Raw genomic sequence first — 21,155 nt, 5'->3', positions numbered from 1 at the left:
CGCCAGGCGCCCCGCCCCGCGCCCTCCGTACCCTCCGCGTCCTCCTCCCCCTCGGTCCCTCCCACCCTCGCCCCGGGCCCGTCCGGCCTGACCCCGGTCTTCCGCAACGGCCCGCGCACCGGCGACCGGACGGTCGCCCTCACCTTCGACGCCGACATGACCGCCGACCAGGGCCCGAGGGCGGCGGCGGGCGAGCACTTCGACCACCCGCGGCTCATCACCACCCTGCGCGCGCTGAAGGTTCCGGCCACGGTGTTCATGACGGGCCGCTGGGCCGAGGAGTACCCGGAGCAGGCCCGCTCCATCGGCCGGGACCCGCTCTTCGAGGTCGCCAACCACTCCTACAGCCACTACGCCTTCACCGGCGACTGCTACGGCCTGCCGACCGTCTCCGCCGACCGGATGCGGGCGGACGTGGAACGGGCGTACGCGGCGTTCCGGAAGGTGGGCGTGCCCGATCCGAAGCCGTACTTCCGCTTCCCCGGCGGCTGTTACGACCGCGCGGCGCTCAAGGCGCTGACCCCGGCCGGGGTGACGGCCGTGCAGTGGGACGTGGTCGGCGGCGACGCGTTCGCCACGGACGCGGAGGCGGTGGCCGCGCAGGTCCTCGCCGGCGTACGTCCCGGCTCCGTGGTCGTCCTGCACTGCACCCGCAGCGCGGCCCCGACGACGGAACGGGCCGTACGGAGGATCGTCCCGGAGCTGCGCCGCCAGGGCTACCGCTTCGTGCAGGTCTCCGACCTGATCGCGGCGGCGAACGGACGGGCCGAGCGTCCTACCCTTGAGCCATGAGCGACACCGACGACGACTACTGCCTGATCGATGTCACCCGGCCGCCCAAGGCCGACGGCCCGCCGTACGCGGCATGCGTGCTGTGCCAGGAGCCGACGGAGTACCCGGAGTCGTACAAGGGCATCACGCTGTGCCCGGTCTGCGAGTGGCGGGAGGCCGAGCGGACGTCCTGCTCGGGCTGACGGGACCGCCGCGCGGGTTGGCAGACTGTCCCCGTGAGCGACAACCGAACGGCTTCCGCCGACAGCCCCTTCCGCCCCGACCCGGGCGCCCGCGACGAGGCACCCCAGTTCGTCCTGCCCCTGGTGGTCCGCATCGAGCGGGCGGCACCCCCGGCCCGTACGGACGCGCTGGAGACGGCGGCCCGCGCGGTGCTGGTGATGCTGAGCGACGAGCGCTCGGCCGGCGAGGGCGAGTGGGCGCGGGCGATGCGCGACTGGCAGGACGCCCGCATCCGCAAGGTGGTGCGCCGGGCACGCGGCGCGGAGTGGCGCCGCGCGGAGACCCTCCCCGGCATCACGGTCACCGGCAAGTCGGCGGAGGTCCGCGTCTTCCCTCCCGTCCCCCTGGACGGCTGGCCCAAGGACCTGGCCCGCCTCCAGGTCTCCGGCACGGACCTGGACGATCCCGACCCGGTCCCGCCGACGGACCCGACGGTCCCCACCCTGTGGCTCAACCCCGCCCTCGACATGACGGCCGGCAAGGCCATGGCTCAGGCCGGCCACGCCGCCCAACTGGCCTGGTGGGAGCTGCCGGGCGAGGCCCGCGCGGCCTGGCACGCCGCGGGCTTCCCCCTCGCCGTCCGCACCGCCGACGCCTCCCACTGGCCCGGCCTGACGACCGCCGGCCTCCCCACGGTCCGCGACGCGGGCTTCACGGAGATCGCCCCGGGCTCCTGCACGGTGGTGGCGGACCATCCGGCGTTGCGATGACAGGGAGGGAGGACGCGTGACCGAGCCGATCACCGGTTGGATCATGGGCCGCAACCTGCGTGGCTTCCTTGAGCTGCTGTCCCGCTACGCCGGATACGCCTTCGACGAAACCGACTGGGAAACCGTCGAAGCCGGCGTTCAGGACACCGACGACGAAGCTCCCGACGGCTGGTACGCGTATCCCCTCGCCGGTACGGACGCCACCCTGTGGGTCTCCCTCGCCCGGGCCCTCGGCGGCCGGGAGGTGTCCGTGAGCGTCACAGGCGCCGGGACACCGGAGCTCCGGCTCCGTACCGACACCCTCCTGTCCGCCTTCGCCGGCCCCTGACCACCGCCTTGTCCGACTGAAGCAGGCAGAGGACGGGCTGCGCCGGAGCGAGCGGCGCGGGGTGCGCTCGTGTGCGGGGGGGCGGGGCGGGGCGGTGTCTACCGCGCGGACGTGCGCAGCTCGTCCAGTCCGGCGGAGAAGGTCACGCCCGGCCGGTAGCCCAGGTCGGCGCGGGCCTGGGTGATGTCGTAGCTGCGGCCGAGCGTGCGGGAGGATGGCTCCTGTGAACGAACTCGGTGTCGCGTTGCGCGCCTGGCGGGATCGGCTCGACCCCGGCGTCGTCGGGCTGCCCCGTCATTCGCCCCGCCGGGTCGCCGGCCTGCGGCGGGGCGAACTGGCGCAGTTGGCCGGAATCTCCGCCGAGTACGTGGTCCGGCTCGAGCAGGGCCGGGCGTCGACGCCGTCGGCGCAGGTCTGCCTGGCATTCGCCCGCGCGCTGCACCTGTCCGACGACGAGCAGGCCCATCTCCTGCGCCTGGCCGGCCACGCCGCGGCTCCGGACCGCATTCCGCGACTGGTCCCCGCCAGCGTGCACCGGATCGTGGAGCAGCTCGCCGACAGCCCGGTGGCGGTGTGCGACGCCGCCTGGCAGTTGCTGCACTGGAACCCGCTGTTCGCGGCGACCTTCGGCGATCCCACGAGGGGAGGCGACGACCAGCGCAACGCCCTGCTCTTCCAGTTCGAGAACCAGGCGAGCCGAATCCGGCAGACCCCTGCGGAGCGGGCCGCGTTCGAGGAGTCACTGGTCGCCGATCTGCGCGCCACGACGAGCCGGTACCCGAACGACCCCGACATCAGGGCGTTGCTCTCGAGGCTGAACCGCGGTCACCGGTTCCGTGAACTCTGGGCGCTTCGGTCGGTGGGTGACCACCAGGGCGCGCACAAGATCGTCGCGCATCCGGAGGTGGGAGACATCGCTCTCGACTCCAATGTGCTCACCACCCAGAGCACGAATCTCCGTCTCGTGGTGGACACCCCGCGCGACACGGACGCCAGGAGCAAACTCGCTCTCCTGTCCACCATCGGCATCCAGGAGATGACCTCGAGAAACTGACGTGTGGCCACGTGTGCTCCGCGGTGGTCGCCGCCCGTCCGGCCCTGCCCCTCACCCGCCCCGCGTCGCCACGCGCGGGGACGCGGTCAGGGCTGCCAGGGCACTGGCCTGGGTGCGCCAGTCCGTCTGGTTGGGTGTGGTGCCGGCCCAGCGCTGGCCGAGGCGGTTGAGGGGGTCGCGGTCGGTGTTCCAGATCGACTCGGCCTGCCGTGCGAGGTACGCGCGGTGGACCGTCGACCCGGTGGCGTCGGCGAGGTCGGCGAAGTGCCGTACGAAGATGCCCTTGAACTGCTTCTGGTTGTCGTCGCACGAGGCGGTGCCGATGTCGCAGGACTCGGTCAGGACGCCGTCGCGGGTCAGCCGGGGTGAGGACATCGCCGCGTCCGCCAGCCGTCGCGCGGTGTCCAGGTAGCGGGTCTCGCCGGTGGAGCGCCACAGTTGAGTGAAGGCGCCGATGGCCAGGCCCTGGTTGTAACTCCACACTGTCTGGCCGTTGTTGGCGCAGTCCCGGGTCAGGCCGTCGTTGACCAGACCCGAGGAGTTGATCAGCCCGCTGTCCAGGTACCAGTCCGCCGCCGCGGTCGCGCGCCCGCCCCACACCGTGTCACCGGCCAGACGCCGGTGCAGCGCGGTCGTCAGCCACAGGTACAGGCCGCTGGTGACGGCGTTCTTGTAGGTGTGCTCCCGGTCCCACCACATGCCGCCGCCGCACGTGCCCGGATCCCAGTGCCGGTGCAGGTAGTCCGCGATGATGACGGCCTCGTCCAGGTAACGCCGTTCCCGCGTCCGGTCGTAGGCGGCCACCCACGCGATCCCCCACCATCCCGCGTCGTCGACGGCGCGGCTGATGAAGTGGCCCTCGACCGGGTCCGAACCGCGGACGCCCGCGGGGAAGACGCCCTTGTTCTGCTCGAAGGTGCGGGAGACGGCCCAGTCGTAGTCGTGCCGCCCGGTCTGCCGGGCGAAGTCCATGACGGCGGTGAGCGCGACGGCCGAGTTCCACCAACTGCTGTGCCACCAGCCCTCGTCGGTCCGGTACGACGCCATGAGGGCGTCGGCCGCGGCGCGCGCCCGGGTCGGCACCGGCCGCGCCCACGCCGTGCAGCTGCCTTCCTGGTGGGCGGCCTCGCGGCCGCAGGCACGGACCGCGCCACCGTGGAGGAGGCCGCGCGGGTCCCGGACGGCGAACATGACCGTCCGGGTGGCGGCGGCACCGGACGGGACGCTCACGCGTCCCAGGGAGGAGCCCTCGGGCCAGGTCACCCCGCCGTCCCAGGAGCGGTCGATCCAGATCTCGTCGCCCGCGCCGCCGTTCTCGACGACGCCCCAGGCCATGCCGTTGTCGTGGTCCATGTGCAGGCTGATGGTGCGTCCGAAGAGAGTCGTCGCCGGCACCGGGCGGTCGTCGCCGGCCGCGCCTGCGGGGTCGGCGCCGTCGCACGACGCGCCGTCGCAGACCTTCGGGTACACCCAGTCGGTGCAGGTCACCCCGGCCGCGTCACCGCAGGCACGAATCCAGCCGCGCCGGTGCCCCACCGGGTCGGTGATGTTGTACATCAGCGTCCGCGTGCCGGTCCGGGAGCCGGGGACGGACGCCTTGCCCAGCAGCGGCTCCCAGGTGGCGCCACGGTCCCAGGAGCGGTCCAGCCAGACCGAGTCCCCGTTCACCCCGTTGTCGATACTGGCCCAGGCCATGTTGTCGGGATCGGACACGTGCAGGCGCAGGGTCCGCCCGTTGACGTTCCGGTCCGGTACGGGGAAGGTCTCCCGCACCGCCTCGGAGGGGTCGAGGGTGTCGCAGGCCAGCGCGCACACCGGCGTCGCCGCGTGGGAGGGCGTGGGGACGGCGACCAGTCCGGTCAGGGCGAGCCCCAGGGCCACGAGCCCGCCGAGGAAGCGGCGGGTCCGGTCCGGCATCAGCGCTTCCCTCCCGTCGGCCGGGGCACGGCGTTGAACAGGTCGACCACGCTCTGCTGACGCGCCGCGTCCACCCGGTCGAGCGGCCCGTACCAGCGCAGCCCGTACTGGTCGAGGGCGTTGCGGTCGTTCGCGTGGGCGCGGTCGGCCTGACGCCGGAGGTAGGGGGTGTACGGGTGGTCCGGGAGTACGGCGTCGAGGTCACCCAGACCGCGGACGTGCGCTCCCTTGAACGACGGTCCGTCCGCTCCGCAGTCGCCGTTCTCGCACGGGTCGCGCAGGATGCCGTCCGCCGTGTTGAGGGCGGACGAGGTGGTGGCGGCGTCGGCGATCCGCCGTGCGTCGGTGAGCAGGGCGTCGTCACCCGTGGCCCGGTGCAGTTCGGTCAGGGCGCCGAGGAGCACGCCCTGGTTGTACGACCACACCGTGTCGCCGTTGTTGCGGCAGGTGCCCAGGTCGATGCCGTCGTTGACCAGGTGTGAACCGTTCACCATGCCCGTGCCCCGGAACCAGGACCAGCCGGCCCGCGCCCGGTCCAGGTAGGTCCGCTCGCCCGGCATCCGGTTGTGCAGCGCGGCGTTGAGTTCGATGTAGAGGGAGTTCGAGATCGCGTTCTTGTACGTGCGCGCGGTGCTCCACCACACCCCGCCGCCGCAGGTGGAGTCCCAGTACGCGGCCATGTGGTCGGCGTCCGCGCGGGCGGTGGCGAGGTAGCGGCTGTCGCCGGTCAGGTCGTAGGCGGCCACCCAGGCCAGTCCCCACCAGCCGGTGTCGTCGATGTAGTCGTTGCGGAACTGTCCGTCCCGCGCGTTCACGTTCAGGTCGTAGGTGCGGGCGACGGCGTACGTGTAGCTGCCCATGCCCGAGGTGCGGATGTTGTCGATGACGGCCGTGAGCGCGTTCGCCGAGTTCCACCAGCCGGTGGTGTCGAACAGGCCCGTCGAGTAGTCGTAGAAGGTCATCAGTCCGGTGGCCGCGGCGGTGCGCCGGTCGCCGGCGTTCCAGGTGGTGCGGGCCCAGGACGTGCAGGCGATCTCGGGGCGGTCACCGGCCTTGCCGCAGGCCCGCAGCGCGCCCACGCCGTGGGCGCCCCAGTCGTCCACGTTGTACATCAGGGTGCGCCACCCGCGCTGTCCCGAGGGAACACCGGTGTTGCCGAGCCGGCTTCCCGAACTCCAGGTCCGGCCGCCGTCGAAGGAGCGGTCGAGCCAGACCTCGTCGCCCGGACCGCCGTTGCCGAGGGAGGCCCAGCCCATCGCGTCGGCGTCGTCGAAGTGCAGGGCGATCGACCGCGCGTGGACGGTCGCCGTGACGGGTGTGCGGTCACCCGGGGAGAGGGCGGGGTCACGGCCGTCGCAGTACTTGTTGCAGATGCCGGCCGCCGCGCTCGCCGTGTCGTCGGCGGACGCGGTCCGCGGCAGCAGCGCGCACAGCGCGAGGACGAGGCCGAGCGCCGCGGCGGAACGCCACCGGCGGGATCTCCGTACGGGATTCATGGGCGGACTGCTCCCTGTGTGGGGCGCCTTCCTGCCCTGATGTCACCTGGTGTGGCCGTGTGCGGAAGCCTTCGACGGGGGCGACGGCCCGGCACACGGGGCAGGGTGCTCGGCGGATGTGGGGGGTGTGAGAGCGCTCTCGCAACGTAGTACTGAGCATGGAGAGCGTCAACGTGCCTGGCAGAACAAGGAGTTGCTCAAGAAATTAGGTAGGTTGCCACTACTTCGTCCGAGGTCCGTGAAGGAGCGTGGGGAGTGAGCCGGTTGCGGAAGACCTTTCGTGCCCTCGAGATCGGCGACGGCGGCGACGGCCGCTGGGCCGCCCATGCGCAGGCCCTGTGGCCGCGCGCGGAGGAGTGGATGACCGACGAGAGCCGGACCGCGGAAGGCGCGGACCGCGCCCGGGCGCTGTTCGAGACGCACATGCCGGAGCTGGTCCCGGTGCTGGAGCGGCTCGCCCGTCAGCTCGACCGGCCCGGCGGGGAAACGTTCCTCACCCTCGCGACCCTGCGGCCGTTCTTCTCGGGCTGCACGCAGACCGGCGGGGACGGCACCCTGCTGCGCAACTACGACTTCGCGCCCGACGAGTGCGAAGGCACCATCGTCTCCTCGCACTTCCTCCGTCCGGTCATCGGCATGCAGGACGCGGCGTGGGGCCTGCTGGACGGGATGAACGACGCCGGGCTCGCGGTCTCGCTCACCTTCGGCGGCCGGTTCGTCCACGGCCCCGGCTTCGCCGTCCTCATCGTGCTGCGCTACCTCCTGGAGACGTGCGACACCGTCGACGAGGCGGTCGGCAGGCTGCGGTCCCTACCGATCGCCATCCCGCAGAACGTCACCCTCGTCGACTCCGAGAAGTCGGTGACGGTGTTCGTGGGACCGGACATCCCGCTGACCGAGGCACCCGACGCCTGCGCCGCCAACCACCAGCACCTGCCGGTGCCCGACGACCAGGAGCGGTTCACCCGGACCCAGGAGCGGCTGAGCACCGTCCGGGCGACGGGGACGGACGTGGCGGCGATGCTGAAGCCGCCGCTGTACCAGTACGCGTACGACGAGGGCCTGGGGACGGTCTACACCGCCCACTACCGGCCCGCCGAGGGCCGCGTGACCTACCACTGGCCCGACGAGACCTGGGAACAGTCCTTCACCGGCTTCACCACCGGCTCCCGCGCCGTCGCGCTCGGTCAGGCCGGCTGAGAACCGGGCCGCGTCCGCACGACCCACACGTACCCGGCCAGGCCGAGCGCCCCACGGACCATGGTGTCGGCCCACACGGGCACGATGTCCTGCCCGGCGTCCCATCCCGCCGCCCGCAGGAGGAGCGGACAAGGAGGAGGAAGGGAGCGTCCGCACTGGAGTCACCGGCCGGCGCCGCGTAGCCGGCGTCCACCATCCAGAACGGCGGCACCAGGGGGGAATCAGCGTGCCGGACAGCGCTTTCGCATGGTCGGATGCTCTCACCCGGCCGACGGACACCAGGGGGACACCGTGAACCGACCGCTGCTCTTTCTCGACGTGGACGGCCCGCTCAATCCCTACGCGGCCCGACCGGAGAGACGCCCCGCCGGGTACATCACGCTCAGGGTGCCGGTGGACCGGGGGCTGTTGTGGTCGCGTCGGCGGCCGTTGCGCGTGTGGCTCAACCCCGAGCACGGTCCGGCTCTCCTCCGGCTCGGGTACGAGCTGTGCTGGGCGACGACCTGGATGGGGGACGCCAATCGGTGGATAGGTCCCCGGCTCGGGCTGCCCGAGCTGCCCTTCGTCGACTTCGGTGACGCCCTGTTCCAGGAGCGGCCCGACGGGGTGCACTGGAAGACCGGTCCGCTGGTGGAGCACGCCGACGGGCGGCCCTTCGCCTGGGTGGACGACGAGCAGAGCGAGCTCGACCGGGCGTATGTGGCCGCCCACCACCCCGGGACCGGGCTGCTGCACCATGTCGATCCGCGGACCGGGCTCCGGGAGGACGACTTCCGCGCCCTCGCCGGCTTCGCCCGGCCCGCGCGCCCCTAACCTCAAATGTTGCTCTGAAGGTGGCCGGGCGCGGTTCGGAGGTGTTCCGGGGGGCCATATCCCTCTCACCTACGGGGGCCGGACACACCGGTGGAGGAGGGGACGATGGTGCAGCTGGGGACGGGGATCGGGTGGCGGCCGGAGATCGCGGAGGCCGTCGAGGGCATGCCGGGGATCGACTGGGTCGAGGTCGTGGCCGAGAACGTCTGCCCCGGGCATCTGCCCGAGTCGCTGGTGCGGTTGCGGGAGCGGGGGGTGACCGTCGTGCCGCACGGGGTGTCGCTGGGTCTTGGCGGGGCCGAGCGGCCCGACGAGGGACGGCTGGCCGCCCTCGCCGAGCGGGCCGAGACGCTCCGGTCGCCGCTCGTCACCGAGCACATCGCGTTCGTCCGGGCGGGCGGGCCGCTGACCGCCTCGTCGCTGATCGAGGCCGGGCACCTGCTGCCCGTGCCGCGCACCCGTGACGCCCTCGACGTGCTGTGCGAGAACGTCCGTATCGCGCAGGACGCGCTGCCCGTGCCGCTCGCCGTGGAGAACATCGCCGCGCTGTTCTCGTGGCCCGGCGAGGAGATGACCGAGGGGCAGTTCCTGTACGAGCTGGCCGACCGGACCGGCGTACGGCTCCTCATCGACGTCGCCAACCTGCACACCAACCACGTCAACCGGGGCGAGGACCCGGCCGAGGCGCTCGCCGGACTGCCCTTGGAGGCCATCGCGTACGTCCATGTCGCGGGCGGGTTCGAGCGGGACGGCGTGTGGCACGACAGCCACGCGCACCCTGTTCCGGAGCCCGTGCTCGCGGTCCTCACCGACCTCGCCTCCCGCGTCTCCCCTCCCGGCGTCCTGCTGGAGCGGGACGAGAACTTCCCGGAAGCGGAGGAGATGGAGCGGGAGTTGGGTGCGATCCGGCGGGCGGTCGAGGAGGGGGCGGGGCGACGGGAAGCGGGCGCGGGCGCGGCGGCGGTCGCGGGTGTCCGGCCCGAGCCGCGGCAGGGCTCCCTCGAGGCCGCCCGGGAGCGGCTCGCGCTCGCGCAGACCGCGGTGCTGTCCGCGCTGGTCGCCGGGACGCCCGTACCGGAGGGGTTCGACCGGGTGCGGATGGGGGTGCAGGCGCGGGCGCTCGCCGCCAAGCGGGCCGACGTCGTCGCCAAGGTCGCGCCCGAGCTGCCGGTGATCCTCGGGAGCGGTTACCGGGCCGCCTTCCTCGCGTACGCGCAGACGCAGCCGATGACCGGCGGCTACCGGCGGGACGCGCTGGACTTCGCCGAGCACGTGCTGGCCGGGCGGCCCGAGGACGCGTCGGTGCGGCGTGCCCTGCGGGAGTGGTGGCTGGAGCGGTCGGGGTCGAGGCCGCGGTCGCACAGGCCGGCGGTGCGGCTGGCGCGGGCCACCCGGCGGGTGCTGCTGCGGCGTTGACCGCCAGCGCCCGGCAATCCGAGCGGAACGTCACATACGGACAACACTCCGTCCCGGATCGTGAACAGGGCATGGTGTTGTCGCGACCGCGCGCTTACAAACATTTCATGTTCTGGGTCCCTCTTCTGCTCCTGGCCTGGGCCGTCGCCGGTACGGCGTGCCTGCGGCTGTGCCTGGCCGCCGTGCGCGGTGCCGCCGCGGTCGACTCCGACGCGGGGACGGGGCGCGATCTGACGCTGTACGAGGCCGCGTTCCTGTCCGGTGGTCCCGGGCGGGTCGCCGACCTCACGCTCGTCGCGATGGCCCGTCAGCGGCGGCTGCTGCTGGCGCACACCGGCTGGGCCACGGTCGTCGATCCGTGCGGGCGGGACGAGATGGAGCGGTCGGTGATAGGGGCGATAGGGCCTCAGGGGCAGTCGCCGATCGCGCCGGTGCGGGCCGCCGCGGCGACCGCGGACGCCGTGCGCGGGATCGCCGAGCGGCTGGTCAGTGCCGGCCTTGCGGTGCCCGACGGCGCCGGGACGACCGTCGCCGAGGCGGTGCGGCAGGTGCGGCTCGCCGTGCCGGCCGTGGCCGGGCTGGGGACGGTCGCCCTGCTCATGCCCGTCCCGTCGGACATGCCGCGCCTTCTCGTCGCGCTGTGGTTCGCGCTGCCGTTGGTCCTCGTGCTGGGCTGTCTGGCCATCACACGGTTCGAGGTCCACCCGTACTCGCCCTGGGCCTCCCCGGCCGGTCAGCGTCTGCTGGGTGCCCTGCCCCGCGGCGCCGGCGACGCCGATGACGACCGCTCGTATCTCACGTCCGTCGCGGTGCACGGCATCCGCGCGGTGGGCGAGCCGGAACTGCGCGCGGCCTTCGCACACCGGGTGCCTCCTCGGGGGCATTGACGCCGACACCCCGGCGTGCGGTGCTTGCCTCACCCCACCGACGTACGAAACATCCCTTTTGTCGCCATCGTGCACCGAAGGGATCGTCGATGAGAACTGCCGCCGCCGTCCATGTGGCCGCCGGGTCCTTGCTGCTCACCACCCTGGCCGCCGCCCCGGCCGGCGCGGGAACCCCCACCGCCGAGCTGCGCGGCACCGCGACGGCCGCCGCGCGGGCCGCGGCCGAGGGCATCGACTTCGGCCCGTGCCCCGCCGGGCAGGAGCTGCCGGGCACCGTCCGGTGCGGCACGCTGCGCGTCCCGCTCGACTACGCCCGCCCCGACGGCGAGCAGATCTCACTCACCGTCAGCCGCGTCCGGGCCACCGGGAAGGACCCCGGCGGCAGCGGGCGCGCGGTGCCCCGGCAGGGATCCCTGGTCCACAACCCGGGCGGGCCGGGCGCCACCGGCATGTACTTCCCCATGATGGGCGTGCTGCCCGAGTGGAAGCGCGTCGCGGCGGCGTACGACCTCGTCGGCTACGCCCCGCGCGGGGTGGGCCGTTCGGCACCGCTGTCCTGCACGGACCCGGGGACGTTCTTCGAGGGCCCCTCGACGGCACCCGTCCACCCCTCGGCGGCGTACAAGCGGGAGCGCGTCGCGCGGGCCGAGGCGTACGCGCGGGGCTGCGCCGAGCGGACCGGCGACGCGCTGCGGCACTACAACTCGCTCAACAACGCCCGTGACCTGGACGTCCTGCGCGCCGCGCTCGGCGAGAACCGGCTGACGTTCCTCGGATCGTCGTACGGCACGTACTTCGGGGCGCTGTACGCCACGCTGTTCCCCTCGCACGTGCGGCGGATGGTGTTCGACTCGGCGGTGAACCCGGACCCGGAGCGGATCTGGTACCGCAACAACCTGGACCAGTCGGCGGCGTTCGAGGACCGCTGGGCGGACTTCCGGGCCTGGGCCGCCCGGCACGACGCCGTGTACGGGCTGGGGAACACGGCGCGCGAGGTGCAGGACAGTTACGACAGGGCCCGTGCGCGGCTGGCGAAGGAGCCGGCGGGCGGGAAGGTCGGGCCCGGACAGTTGCAGGCGGCGTTCCTGAAGGCCGGGTACTACGACGACCACTGGCCGCACCGGGCGCACGCGCTGTCGGCGTACCTGAAGGGCGATCCCGCCCCGCTGGTCGAGCAGGCCCAGGAGTATCCGGAGGCGGCGGCGGAGGCGGAGAACGCGCGGGCGGTGTACCTCGCCGTGGAGTGCAACGACGCGCCCTGGCCGACGGACTGGGCGGTGTGGGACCGGGACAACACCCGGCTCGCGCGCCGGGCGCCCTTCGAGACCTGGGGCAATGTGTGGACCAACCTGCCGTGCGCCTACTGGCGGGCGCCCCGGCAGCGGCCGCTGGACGTGCGCGCGGGCAGCGGTGCGCTGCCGCCGACGCTGATCCTGGCGGCGGAGCGGGACGCGGCCGCCCCGTACGACGGTGCCCTGGAGCTGCACCGGCGGCTGGCGGGGTCGGCGCTGGTGACCGAGCGGGACGCCGGCAGCCACGGCCTCGCGGGCGGGGCCAACGCCTGTGTGCACGGCCACCTGGAGGCGTATCTGCTGGACGGCCGGGTTCCGGGGCGGCGCGCCTCCTGCGCGCCGCACCCGGAACCCGAGCCGCAGCCGGCTTCGGCGGACCGGCGGGCCGCTGCGGCCCGGCCCGCCGTCTGATCAGGCCAGGCCCGCGACCAGTTCCGCGACGTCCTTGCGGCGGCCCGTGAAGAACGGGACCTCCTCGCGGACGTGCATCCGGGCCTCCGAGCCGCGCAGGTGGCGCATGAGGTCGACGATCCGGTGCAGTTCGTCGGCCTCGAAGGCGAGGATCCACTCGTAGTCGCCGAGCGAGAACGAGGCGACCGTGTTGGCGCGCACGTCGGGGTAGCCGCGGGCCATCTTGCCGTGGTCGGCGAGCATGCGCCGGCGGTCCTCGTCGGGCAGCAGGTACCAGTCGTAGGAGCGCACGAAGGGGTAGACGCTCACGTAGTCGCGGGGCGTCTCGTCGGCGAGGAACGCCGGGATGTGCGACCGGTTGAACTCGGCGGGCCGGTGCAGCGCCATGTTCGACCAGACCGGCTCGAGGGCGCGGCCCAGCCTGGTGCGGCGGAACAGGTTGTAGGCGTCCTGGAGCTGGTCGGCGGTCTCGGCGTGCCACCAGATCATGAGGTCGGCGTCCGCGCGCAGGCCCGACAGGTCGTAGGTGCCGCGGATCGTGACGTCCTTGGCGGCGAGCTGGTCGAACAGTTCCTGGACCTCGTCGGCGTATCCGGCGCGGTCCTCCGGCAGGACGTCCTTCAGTTTGAAGACGGACCAGAGGGTGTAGCGGATGACCTCGTTGAGGTCCTTGGCCAGCTTGCCCTTGTTCGGGATCCGGTCGGGGGCGGGGGTGGTGGCGTCGTCACTCATGTCCCTTATTCTCCTGCTCCTCCGTGGAGGCTCTGCACCGGGTGGGCGGTGAGCTGCTGCACAGCGCGCAGGTCACCGTGGATCTGGTCGGCGGCGGCGTACGCGCTCGCGATGCACGCGGGGACGCCGACGCCGTCGTAGGCCGCGCCGCACACGGCGAGCCCGGCGAGGCCCGCGAGGTGCTCGCGGACGCGGGCCACGCGCGCGTGGTGGCCGACGGGGTACTGGGGCAGGCCGTCCCCCCAGCGGGTGACGCGGGTGGCGACCGGGGTGGCGTCCAGGCCGACGGCGGCCTTCAGGTCGTGCCGGGAGACCTCCACGAGGCCGGCGTCGTCGCGGTCGAGGATCTCCGTCTCGCCGTGGCGGCCCACGGAGGCGCGCAGGACGACCAGGTCCGGGTTCTCCTCGGCGATCCAGCCCCATTTGGCGGAGGCGAAGGTGGACGCCTTGATGGTGCGGCCGTCGACGGGCGGCACGAGGAATCCGCTGCCCTCGGGCAGACCGGTCTCCGCGCGGCGGTAGGCGAGGGTGATCAGCGCCATGGAGGCGTACTCGACGCCGGCGAGCTCGGCGGCGGCACCGGGCGCCTCGGCGCGCAGCAGACCGGCGGCGGCCGGGGCGGGGACGGCGACGACGACCGCGTCGGCGTGCAGGGCGCGGTCCCCGGCGACGATCCGCCAGCCGTCCCGCGGTTCCCGGCGCAGCTCCGTGACCGGCGTGCCGGTGAGGATCTCCGCGCCGCCCGCCCGCAGCGCGTCGGCGACCGCGAGCGGGAGGGTGCCCACGCCGCCCGCGATGCCCGTGAAGACGGGGCCCGGCTGCGGCGCGGCGGCGGACCTGGCCTGGATCCCCCGGACCGCCTCGGTGAGGGAGGTGTGGGTGCGGGCGGCCTCGAAGAGCTGCGGGACCGCCGAGCGCATCGAGATGCGGTACGCGTCGCCCGCGTACACCCCGCCGAGCAGGGGCTCCACCAGGCGGTCGACGACCTCGCGGCCGACGCGCGCCGCCACGTACTCACCGACGGCCACGTCGTCGCCGACCTCGGTGCGGGGCAGGTCGGCGTCGCGCTCGATCCTGGCCAGCCCCTCGTCGGAGAGGACGCCGGCGAGGGCTTCGGCGGTGCCGGGCACGCCCATGACGTGGCCCTTGGGCATGGGGTGCAGGGCGCCCCGGGTCCACAGCGAGGCCGTGGCGGTGGCCGGCGGCTGGAGCCGGTCGGCGAGGCCCACCGCACGGGCGAGGCCCACCGCCTCGGGGCGGCGGGCCAGCAACGACTCGGCGCCGAGGTCGACGCGCACGCCCGCGATCTCTCCCGGCAGCAGCTTGCCGCCGACCCGGTCCGAGGCCTCCAGCACGGTGACCCGCGCCCCGTGTTCCCGCAGCCGGTACGCGGCGGCCAGCCCGGCGATTCCCGCTCCGACGACGACGACGTGCTGCCCGGAGCCCGCATGTGATCCGCTCATGACTCCACCCTCTCAAACGCCCCCGGCGGTCCCGCCAGGGCCATGTGGCCCCGCCGAGTCCCTACCGTGACCGCATCGGGACCGTCCGGCGCCAACGTTCCGCACCCCTGCCGCGTCGAAGGATCGTCAGTCGTCACGACACCGGGGGAGCCCCTTATGCGCATACGACGATCCGTACGTCCCGCCCACGCCCTGGCCGGGGTCCTGCTGGCGGCGGCCCTCGCCGTCAGCGGGTGCAGCGGCGCGAGCGACGACTCCGCCGGGTCCGGGGCCGCCGACAAGGCCGCCGTCGCGCCCGCCGAAGGGCAGGCCGCGCAGGAGGACGCGAAGCAGGGCGCCCCCGGCGGCGCGGCGAACGACGCGAGGGCGACCGCGCCGCCGAAGGCCACCGCGAACCACATCATCCGCACCGCCTCCCTGACCGTGCGGGTCGAGGACGTCCCGAAGGCGCTGGACGAGGCCCGGACGACGACCGAGACCGCGGGCGGCTACATCGGCGACGAGACCACCGACCGGGACGAGGAGGGCCACGAGCACACGCGCGTGGTGCTGCGCGTGCCCGTGGAGAAGTACGACGAGGTCCTCGCCGATCTGGAGGGCACCGGCAAGCTCCTCGAACGCAGCGCCAAGGCGCAGGACGTCACCGACCAGGTGGTCGACGTGGAGAGCCGGATCACGACCCAGCGGGCCAGCGTGGCCCGCATCCGCGAGCTGATGGACCGGGCGACCAAGCTCAGTGACGTGGTCACCCTGGAGGGTGAGCTGAGCAGCCGCCAGGCCGACCTGGAGGCCCTGCTCGCCCAGCAGGCGTCCCTGAAGGACCGCACGAGCCTGGCCACCATCACCCTGTCCCTGTCCGAGACTCCGGTGGAGGAGACGGCGAAGGACGACGATCCGGGGTTCACGGACGCCCTCGCGGGCGGCTGGGACGCGTTCGTGACGATGCTGCGCTGGCTGGCGGTGGCGTTCGGCGCGGTGCTGCCGTTCGCGGCGGTGGCGGCGCTGCTCGTCCTGCTGTGGCGGAAGGTCGTACGCCCCCGGCTGCCGCGGCGGCCGGAGCCGGCGCCCGTGACGACCGCCCTCGGCCCGCTGCCGGTGGCCCGGCCGGTGCCGTCGTCGGCGCCCCGCCCGGCGTCCGACGGGGACGGGGAGGGCTGAGGGGCCCTCGGGCGGTCCTGAAATCCCCTGCCCCCGTAGCGTGTTCACATGACCATGAGCGATGCGCGCGGTACGAGGGAACGCCTGGTGGTGATCGGCGGTGACGCCGCGGGGATGTCCGCGGCGTCACAGGCCCGCCGGCTGAGGGGTCCGGACGAGCTGGAGATCGTGGCGTTCGAACGCGGCCACTTCACCTCCTTCTCGGCGTGCGGCATCCCCTACTGGGTGGGCGGTGACGTCCCCGACCGGGACCGGCTGATCGCCCGCACCGCCGAGGAGCACCGCGCGCGGGACATCGACCTGCGGCTGCGCACCGAGGTCACGGAACTCGACCTCGACCGGGGGCGGGTGCGCGCGCGGGACGTCGACTCCGGCGCCGAGTCCTGGACGTCGTACGACAAACTGGTGATCGCGACCGGTGCGCGGCCGATCCGCCCGGAGCTGCCCGGCATGGACGCCCCCGGGGTGCACGGCGTGCAGACCCTCGACGACGGGCAGGCCCTCCTCGACACGCTGTCCCGCACGCGCGGGCGCCGCGCGGTGGTCGTCGGGGCGGGTTACATCGGTGTGGAGATGGCCGAGGCGATGCTCCACCGCGGCTACGAGGTGACGGTCGTCAACCGCGGCGCGGAGCCGATGGCGACCCTCGACCCCGACATGGGGCGCCTGGTGCGCGAGGCCATGGAGGGCATGGGCATCACCATGGTGAACGACGCCGAGGTCACCGAGCTGCTCACGGGGGACGACGGCGGGGTGCGGGCGGTCGCCACCGAGGACGCCGAGTACCCGGCGGACGTCGTCGTGCTCGGCATCGGGGTGCGCCCGGAGACGACCCTGGCACGGGCCGCCGGACTTCCCCTGGGGGAACACGGCGGACTGCTCACCGACCGGTCGATGCGGGTGCGCGGGTACGAGAACATCTGGGCCGGCGGCGACTGCGTGGAGGTCCTCGACCTGGTCTCCGGGCAGCAGCGGCACATCCCGCTGGGCACGCACGCCAACAAGCACGGCCAGATCATCGGCGCGGGCGCCGGCGGCGGCTACGCCACCTTCCCGGGCGTGGTCGGTACGGCGGTCAGCAAGGTGTGCGACCTGGAGATCGCGCGCACCGGGCTCCGGGAGAAGGACGCCCACCGCGTGGGCCTGCGGTTCGAGTCGGTCACCATCGAGTCGACCAGCCGCGCGGGTTATTACCCGAACGCCTCCCCCATGACGGTGAAGATGCTCGCCGAACTCCGCACGGGCCGGCTCCTCGGCGTCCAGATCGTCGGCCGCGAGGGCGCGGGCAAGCGCGTCGACATCGCGGCGGTCGCCCTCACCGCCGGCATGACGGTGGATCAGATGACGACCCTGGACCTGGGCTACGCGCCCCCGTTCTCCCCGGTCTGGGACCCGGTCCTGGTGGCGGCCAGAAAGGCGGCGACGAAAATCCGGGCGACCGTATGAAGAGGGGCAGGCTGAGCGCCCCTTCAGGGGCGCGGGGCTGAGTCCGTGTGCGGCTCGTGGGCGCGACAAGCCCCATGCGGCCGGCACCCCGCGACGCAACCGAACCCCTACGGCGCTGTCCGGCAAGCCCTCACGCGGTCCCGTTGATCCTCTCGATCACTTGCCGCGCCTGCTCCGCCGGAGGCCGTGACGGCAACGACGCCACCGACGCACCGGCGTCCTGCGCGGGTACCGGCGCCTGCGCCGCAGGCTTCGCGTGCGCGGCCCCCCGCACCGAGCGCAGCCGATGGCTCACCGCCTCGTCCAGCGTCACCGGCCGCCGCATCTGCGAGGCGAGCCGCCCCGCCTCCTGGCCGAGCCGGGCGACGTCCTCCCACGGGAGGCGCACCACGAGCGTGAGTTCGGCCTCGCCGTCGGGCAGCGCGTGCATCGCGGTGGGCACTCGGTCGTTCATCGCCTGTTCCTCCACGTCGGCCCCGCGGCCCCTTCCCGGGCCGCGGACGGTCGACGAGTCATACGCACGGCCGGACGGCGGTGTTCAGCGGCGCCGCGGATTCACCGACCGCCGCCCGGGCACACGTGGGATGTGGTCATCCCCGTCCATGACGTGAATCCCGCGCGGCGCACCCCCTGGGTGACGTACGCGCTCCTCGCCGCCGACATCGTCGTCTTCGTCGTCCTCACGCCGGGTGTCGTCGGTTCACTGACCGGCGGGAGCAGTCTGGCCGACCTGTGCCACCTGCAGGCGTTCCTGGACCGCTACGCGGTGGTGCCGCAGGAGCTGATCCACCACCGGATGCCGGACCTGGTGCCCACGGGCGGCACCGGCGTGGGCCCGCAGGGTCCGGGATGCGTGATCGGTGCGCCGGGCTACGACAAGTCGCCGGAGCTGAGCGTCCTGACGGCGATGTTCCTGCACGGCGGCTGGCTGCACCTGCTGGGCAACATGCTGTTCCTGTGGATCTTCGGCAACAACGTCGAGGACCGGATGGGGCACGTCCGCTTCCTGCTCTTCTACGTCGTCTGCGGTTACGCGGCCTCGTACGGTTTCTCCCTGCTGAACGCCGACTCGGGCGAGCCCCTGATCGGCGCCTCCGGGGCGATCGCCGGGGTGCTGGGCGCCTATCTGGTGCTGTATCCGAAGGCGCGCGTCTGGGTGCTGGTGCCGTTCCTGATCTTCCTGCCGCTGCGGCTGCCGGCCTGGACCGTGCTGGGCCTGTGGTTCGTGCTCCAGGCGGTGTACTCGTCGGGCCAGGGCGTCACCGACGCCGGGACGGTGGCGTACGTGGCGCACGTCGTCGGTTTCGTGGCCGGCATGCTGCTCGCCTGGCCGCTGCGCCCGGGCACACCGCCGCCGCCCGAGCCGCGCGGCGTCCTCTTCGGACGGCGGGCACGGCCGGGCCGGGGATAGCGGCGGGGTCCCGCCATGCTCCCTCCGGGGACAGCGGCGGGTCCCGCCACGCCCCCTCCAGGACAACGGCGGGGTCCCGCTACGCCCCCTTCGCGGACAGCGCCGCCACCAGCACCGGGGTGACCTGCTCCACCTGCCACGGGCGAGCCCCGTGCTCGGTGAGAGCCGCCCCGACGGACTCGGCGCGCACCACCGCCGGCGGCTCCCAGCAGACCCTGCGCACCGTGTCCGGCGTGATCAGGTTCTCCGGCGGCATGTTCAGCCGCTCGGCGAGCTCGCTGATCCCCGCCCGGGCCGCGGACAGCCGTGCCGCGGCCGCCGGGTCCTTGTCGGCCCACGCGCGCGGCGGCGGGGGGCCGGTCACCGGCTGGCCGGGCTGGGGCAGTTGCGCCTCGCTCAGCGCCTTCGCCCGGTCGACGGCCGCCTGCCACTGCTCCAGCTGGCGCCGCCCCACGCGCTGCCCGAACCCGTTGAGCGCGGCGAGGGCGTGGAGGTTGGCCGGGAGGGCGAGCGCGGCCTCCACGATCGCCGCGTCCGAGAGCACCTTGCCCGGGGAGACGTCCCGGCGCTGCGCGATCCGGTCGCGGGTCTGCCACAGCTCCCGCACGACGGCCATCTGCCGGCGCCGGCGCACCTTGTGCATGCCGGAGGTGCGCCGCCAGGGGTCCTTGCGGGGCTCCGGCGGCGGGGCCGAGGCGATCGCGTCGAACTCCTGCCGGGCCCAGTCCAGCTTGCCCTGCCGGTCCAGCTCCTTCTCCAGCGCGTCGCGCAGGTCGACCAGGAGCTCGACGTCGAGGGCGGCGTAGCGCAGCCAGGGCTCGGGCAGCGGGCGGGTGGACCAGTCGACGGCGGAGTGGCCCTTCTCCAGGACGAAGCCGAGCACGTTCTCGACCATCGCGCCGAGCCCGACCCGGGGGAACCCGGCGAGGCGTCCGGCCAGCTCGGTGTCGAAGAGGACGGTGGGCACCATGCCTATCTCGCGGAGGCAGGGCAGGTCCTGGGTGGCGGCGTGCAGGACCCACTCGACGCCGGACAGCGCCTCGCCGAGCCCGGACAGGTCGGGACAGGCGACGGGGTCGATCAGCGCGGTCCCGGCGCCCTCGCGGCGCAGCTGGACGAGGTAGGCGCGCTGACCGTAGCGGTAGCCGGAGGCGCGCTCGGCGTCCACGGCGACGGGGCCGCTGCCCGCGGCGAAGGCGGCGACCGCCTCGGCGAGGGCGGCCTCGTCCGCGATCACGGGAGGGATGCCCTCGCGCGGTTCGAGCAAGGGGATCGGCGCCTCCGTAACAGAAGATCCGCCGTCGTCCGGAGGGGCGCCTCCGGTGGTGCGCAGTGAACGGTCTGCTGCGGTGTCGTGGGCGTCGGTCACCTGTCAAGGGTATCCGTGCCACGAAGGCGCCCGTCGACGGTTGTGTTCCGTGACGGGCGCCGGCGGGTCGTATTCCGGTCGGGAGGGTGAGAGGCGGTGTTCGCGAGCCCGTGGGTGGGGCGGAGGGCCGGACGGGTGAGGTGGTCAGAAGTGGCCGGAAACGGTCAGTGGATGATGCCGGTGCGCAGGGCCACCGCCACCATGCCGGCGCGGTCACCCGTGCCGAGCTTGCGGGCGATGCGGGCGAGGTGGCTCTTGACGGTCAGTGCGGACAGGCCCATCGACACGCCGATCGCCTTGTTCGACTGGCCCTCCGCCACCAGTCGCAGCACCTCGACCTCGCGGCCGGACAGCTCCCGGTAGCCGCCCGGGTGGCTCGGGGCACCCGGGGGGCGGCGGTGCAGGCGGGCGGCGGCGCCGATGGGGGCCGCACCGGGACGGGTGGGGAGCCCGAGGTTGGTGCGGGTGCCGGTGACGACGTATCCCTTCACTCCGCCGGCGAGGGCGTTGCGCACGGCGCCGATGTCGTCGGCGGCGGAGAGGGCGAGGCCGTTGGGCCAGCCCGCCGCGCGGGTCTCCGAGAGGAGGGTGAGGCCGGAACCATCCGGCAGGTGGACTTCGGCGACGCAGATGTCGCGGGGGTTGCCGATGCGGGGACGAGCCTCCGCGACGGACGAGGCCTCGATGACATCGCGCACACCGAGCGCCCACAGATGGCGGGTGACGGTGGAACGGACGCGCGGGTCGGCCACGACCACCATGGCGGTCGGCTTGTTCGGGCGGTAGGCGACCAGGCTTGCGGGCTGCTCGAGGAGAACGGACACCAGGCCTCCTGGGGTGCGGGACGGGGGCGGCTCGTGGGGGGTGGAGCCGGGACGAACCGTGCTTTCAAGGTCACAGTCGTCTTCGGCAATAAACCTGGTGTCCTTTAACGAATGATCACGAAGGGATGAGTAACAATCCGAGCAATTCGGACGCACGAGCGATCATTCGAAGATCGAACGGTTTCGATCCGCGTCGCAAAGCTTCCGAAAGTGG

The 21,155-nt window shown here is 73.4% G+C and carries 20 protein-coding genes; 13 read left to right on the top strand and 7 right to left on the bottom strand.

All coding sequences use genetic code 11. The features are described from left to right. From KUM38_RS11870 to KUM38_RS11850, 5 genes are all read left to right on the top strand, one after another. Positions 1-792: polysaccharide deacetylase family protein (locus KUM38_RS11870; RefSeq protein WP_217129270.1), on the top strand; the 792-nt coding region annotated here is incomplete at its 5' end. Continuing rightward, on the top strand, positions 789-974 hold the full coding sequence (locus tag KUM38_RS11865) for a hypothetical protein (RefSeq protein ID WP_217129269.1): 186 nt from the start codon (positions 789-791) through the stop codon (positions 972-974). The genes KUM38_RS11870 and KUM38_RS11865, both read left to right, overlap by 4 nt. 33 nt (positions 975-1,007) lie before the next feature. Further along, positions 1,008-1,724, top strand: a complete 717-nt coding sequence (locus KUM38_RS11860; RefSeq protein ID WP_217129268.1) for a peptidyl-tRNA hydrolase — start codon at positions 1,008-1,010, stop codon at positions 1,722-1,724. 16 nt (positions 1,725-1,740) lie between these two features. Continuing rightward, the gene (locus KUM38_RS11855) at positions 1,741-2,052 is read left to right on the top strand and encodes a hypothetical protein (protein WP_217129267.1); all 312 of its coding nucleotides are present in this window, start codon (positions 1,741-1,743) and stop codon (positions 2,050-2,052) included. Positions 2,053-2,275: 223 nt separating this feature from the next. Continuing rightward, complete coding sequence (locus KUM38_RS11850; protein ID WP_374227051.1) at positions 2,276-3,106, top strand: helix-turn-helix transcriptional regulator; 831 nt, start codon at positions 2,276-2,278, stop codon at positions 3,104-3,106. A gap of 51 nt (positions 3,107-3,157) precedes the next feature. On the opposite strand, the gene KUM38_RS11845 is transcribed toward KUM38_RS11850, so the two are convergent. Next, positions 3,158-5,023, bottom strand: coding sequence for a glycoside hydrolase family 76 protein (locus KUM38_RS11845; protein WP_217129265.1), 1,866 nt, complete (start codon positions 5,021-5,023; stop codon positions 3,158-3,160). Next, the gene (locus tag KUM38_RS11840) at positions 5,023-6,519 is read right to left on the bottom strand and encodes a glycoside hydrolase family 76 protein (protein WP_217129264.1); all 1,497 of its coding nucleotides are present in this window, start codon (positions 6,517-6,519) and stop codon (positions 5,023-5,025) included. The genes KUM38_RS11845 and KUM38_RS11840 overlap by 1 nt, the downstream gene beginning before the upstream one ends. A gap of 255 nt (positions 6,520-6,774) precedes the next feature. Between KUM38_RS11840 and KUM38_RS11835 the strand changes: the two genes are divergently transcribed. The 5 genes from KUM38_RS11835 (at position 6,775) to KUM38_RS11815 (ending at position 12,538) form a co-directional block, all read left to right on the top strand. After that, positions 6,775-7,719: a C45 family peptidase gene (locus KUM38_RS11835; protein ID WP_217129263.1), complete on the top strand. Its 945-nt coding sequence runs from the start codon at positions 6,775-6,777 to the stop codon at positions 7,717-7,719. A 291-nt stretch (positions 7,720-8,010) separates the two neighbouring features. Further along, complete coding sequence (locus KUM38_RS11830) at positions 8,011-8,532, top strand: hypothetical protein (RefSeq protein ID WP_217129262.1); 522 nt, start codon at positions 8,011-8,013, stop codon at positions 8,530-8,532. 105 nt (positions 8,533-8,637) lie between these two features. Continuing rightward, entirely contained in the window at positions 8,638-9,948 is a 1,311-nt protein-coding gene (locus tag KUM38_RS11825; RefSeq protein ID WP_217129261.1) for a DUF692 domain-containing protein, read from the top strand. A 107-nt stretch (positions 9,949-10,055) separates the two neighbouring features. After that, positions 10,056-10,835 (top strand): TIGR04222 domain-containing membrane protein, encoded by a 780-nt coding sequence (locus KUM38_RS11820; protein ID WP_217129260.1) that lies wholly within the window; start codon positions 10,056-10,058, stop codon positions 10,833-10,835. A gap of 89 nt (positions 10,836-10,924) precedes the next feature. Beyond that, the gene (locus tag KUM38_RS11815; RefSeq protein WP_217129259.1) at positions 10,925-12,538 is read left to right on the top strand and encodes an alpha/beta hydrolase; all 1,614 of its coding nucleotides are present in this window, start codon (positions 10,925-10,927) and stop codon (positions 12,536-12,538) included. On the opposite strand, the gene hemQ is transcribed toward KUM38_RS11815, so the two are convergent. Beyond that, complete coding sequence (hemQ, locus tag KUM38_RS11810) at positions 12,539-13,270, bottom strand: hydrogen peroxide-dependent heme synthase (RefSeq protein WP_217129258.1); 732 nt, start codon at positions 13,268-13,270, stop codon at positions 12,539-12,541. A 5-nt stretch (positions 13,271-13,275) separates the two neighbouring features. Next, the gene (gene hemG, locus KUM38_RS11805) at positions 13,276-14,733 is read right to left on the bottom strand and encodes a protoporphyrinogen oxidase (RefSeq protein ID WP_217129257.1); all 1,458 of its coding nucleotides are present in this window, start codon (positions 14,731-14,733) and stop codon (positions 13,276-13,278) included. Positions 14,734-14,889: 156 nt separating this feature from the next. Between hemG and KUM38_RS11800 the strand changes: the two genes are divergently transcribed. Then, complete coding sequence (locus tag KUM38_RS11800; RefSeq protein WP_217129256.1) at positions 14,890-15,891, top strand: DUF4349 domain-containing protein; 1,002 nt, start codon at positions 14,890-14,892, stop codon at positions 15,889-15,891. Positions 15,892-15,939: 48 nt separating this feature from the next. Next, the gene (locus tag KUM38_RS11795) at positions 15,940-17,337 is read left to right on the top strand and encodes an FAD-dependent oxidoreductase (RefSeq protein WP_302181194.1); all 1,398 of its coding nucleotides are present in this window, start codon (positions 15,940-15,942) and stop codon (positions 17,335-17,337) included. Positions 17,338-17,467: 130 nt separating this feature from the next. Here KUM38_RS11795 and KUM38_RS11790 read toward each other — a convergent pair whose 3' ends face one another. After that, the gene (locus KUM38_RS11790; RefSeq protein ID WP_217129255.1) at positions 17,468-17,791 is read right to left on the bottom strand and encodes a hypothetical protein; all 324 of its coding nucleotides are present in this window, start codon (positions 17,789-17,791) and stop codon (positions 17,468-17,470) included. A gap of 132 nt (positions 17,792-17,923) precedes the next feature. Between KUM38_RS11790 and KUM38_RS11785 the strand changes: the two genes are divergently transcribed. Further along, positions 17,924-18,748, top strand: coding sequence for a rhomboid family intramembrane serine protease (locus KUM38_RS11785; RefSeq protein WP_217129254.1), 825 nt, complete (start codon positions 17,924-17,926; stop codon positions 18,746-18,748). A gap of 79 nt (positions 18,749-18,827) precedes the next feature. Here KUM38_RS11785 and KUM38_RS11780 read toward each other — a convergent pair whose 3' ends face one another. Together KUM38_RS11780 and KUM38_RS11775 are read right to left on the bottom strand one after the other, a co-directional pair. Then, a complete protein-coding gene (locus KUM38_RS11780; RefSeq protein ID WP_217129253.1) occupies positions 18,828-20,117 on the bottom strand; it encodes a ribonuclease D in 1,290 nt (429 codons plus the stop codon). A 164-nt stretch (positions 20,118-20,281) separates the two neighbouring features. Beyond that, the gene (locus KUM38_RS11775; protein ID WP_073930923.1) at positions 20,282-20,941 is read right to left on the bottom strand and encodes a response regulator transcription factor; all 660 of its coding nucleotides are present in this window, start codon (positions 20,939-20,941) and stop codon (positions 20,282-20,284) included. Between the last annotated feature and the right edge of the window lie 214 nt (positions 20,942-21,155).

It is taken from the genome of Streptomyces sp. AC558_RSS880, assembly GCF_019049255.1.
Classification (GTDB): Bacteria; Actinomycetota; Actinomycetes; order Streptomycetales; family Streptomycetaceae; genus Streptomyces.
This window is presented reverse-complemented; position numbering and strand designations above follow the sequence as displayed.

Bases quoted from the DNA above. Each gene is read 5' to 3' on its own strand.
- KUM38_RS11815 (WP_217129259.1), top strand. From the start codon at position 10,925: ATGAGAACTGCCGCCGCCGTCCATGTGGCCGCCGGGTCCTTGCTGCTC.
- hemQ (WP_217129258.1), bottom strand. From the start codon at position 13,270: ATGAGTGACGACGCCACCACCCCCGCCCCCGACCGGATCCCGAACAAG.
- KUM38_RS11840 (WP_217129264.1), bottom strand. From the start codon at position 6,519: ATGAATCCCGTACGGAGATCCCGCCGGTGGCGTTCCGCCGCGGCGCTC.
- KUM38_RS11800 (WP_217129256.1), top strand. From the start codon at position 14,890: ATGCGCATACGACGATCCGTACGTCCCGCCCACGCCCTGGCCGGGGTC.
- KUM38_RS11790 (WP_217129255.1), bottom strand. From the start codon at position 17,791: ATGAACGACCGAGTGCCCACCGCGATGCACGCGCTGCCCGACGGCGAG.
- KUM38_RS11845 (WP_217129265.1), bottom strand. From the start codon at position 5,023: ATGCCGGACCGGACCCGCCGCTTCCTCGGCGGGCTCGTGGCCCTGGGG.
- hemG (WP_217129257.1), bottom strand. From the start codon at position 14,733: ATGAGCGGATCACATGCGGGCTCCGGGCAGCACGTCGTCGTCGTCGGA.
- KUM38_RS11795 (WP_302181194.1), top strand. From the start codon at position 15,940: ATGACCATGAGCGATGCGCGCGGTACGAGGGAACGCCTGGTGGTGATC.
- KUM38_RS11820 (WP_217129260.1), top strand. From the start codon at position 10,056: ATGTTCTGGGTCCCTCTTCTGCTCCTGGCCTGGGCCGTCGCCGGTACG.
- KUM38_RS11825 (WP_217129261.1), top strand. From the start codon at position 8,638: ATGGTGCAGCTGGGGACGGGGATCGGGTGGCGGCCGGAGATCGCGGAG.
- KUM38_RS11865 (WP_217129269.1), top strand. From the start codon at position 789: ATGAGCGACACCGACGACGACTACTGCCTGATCGATGTCACCCGGCCG.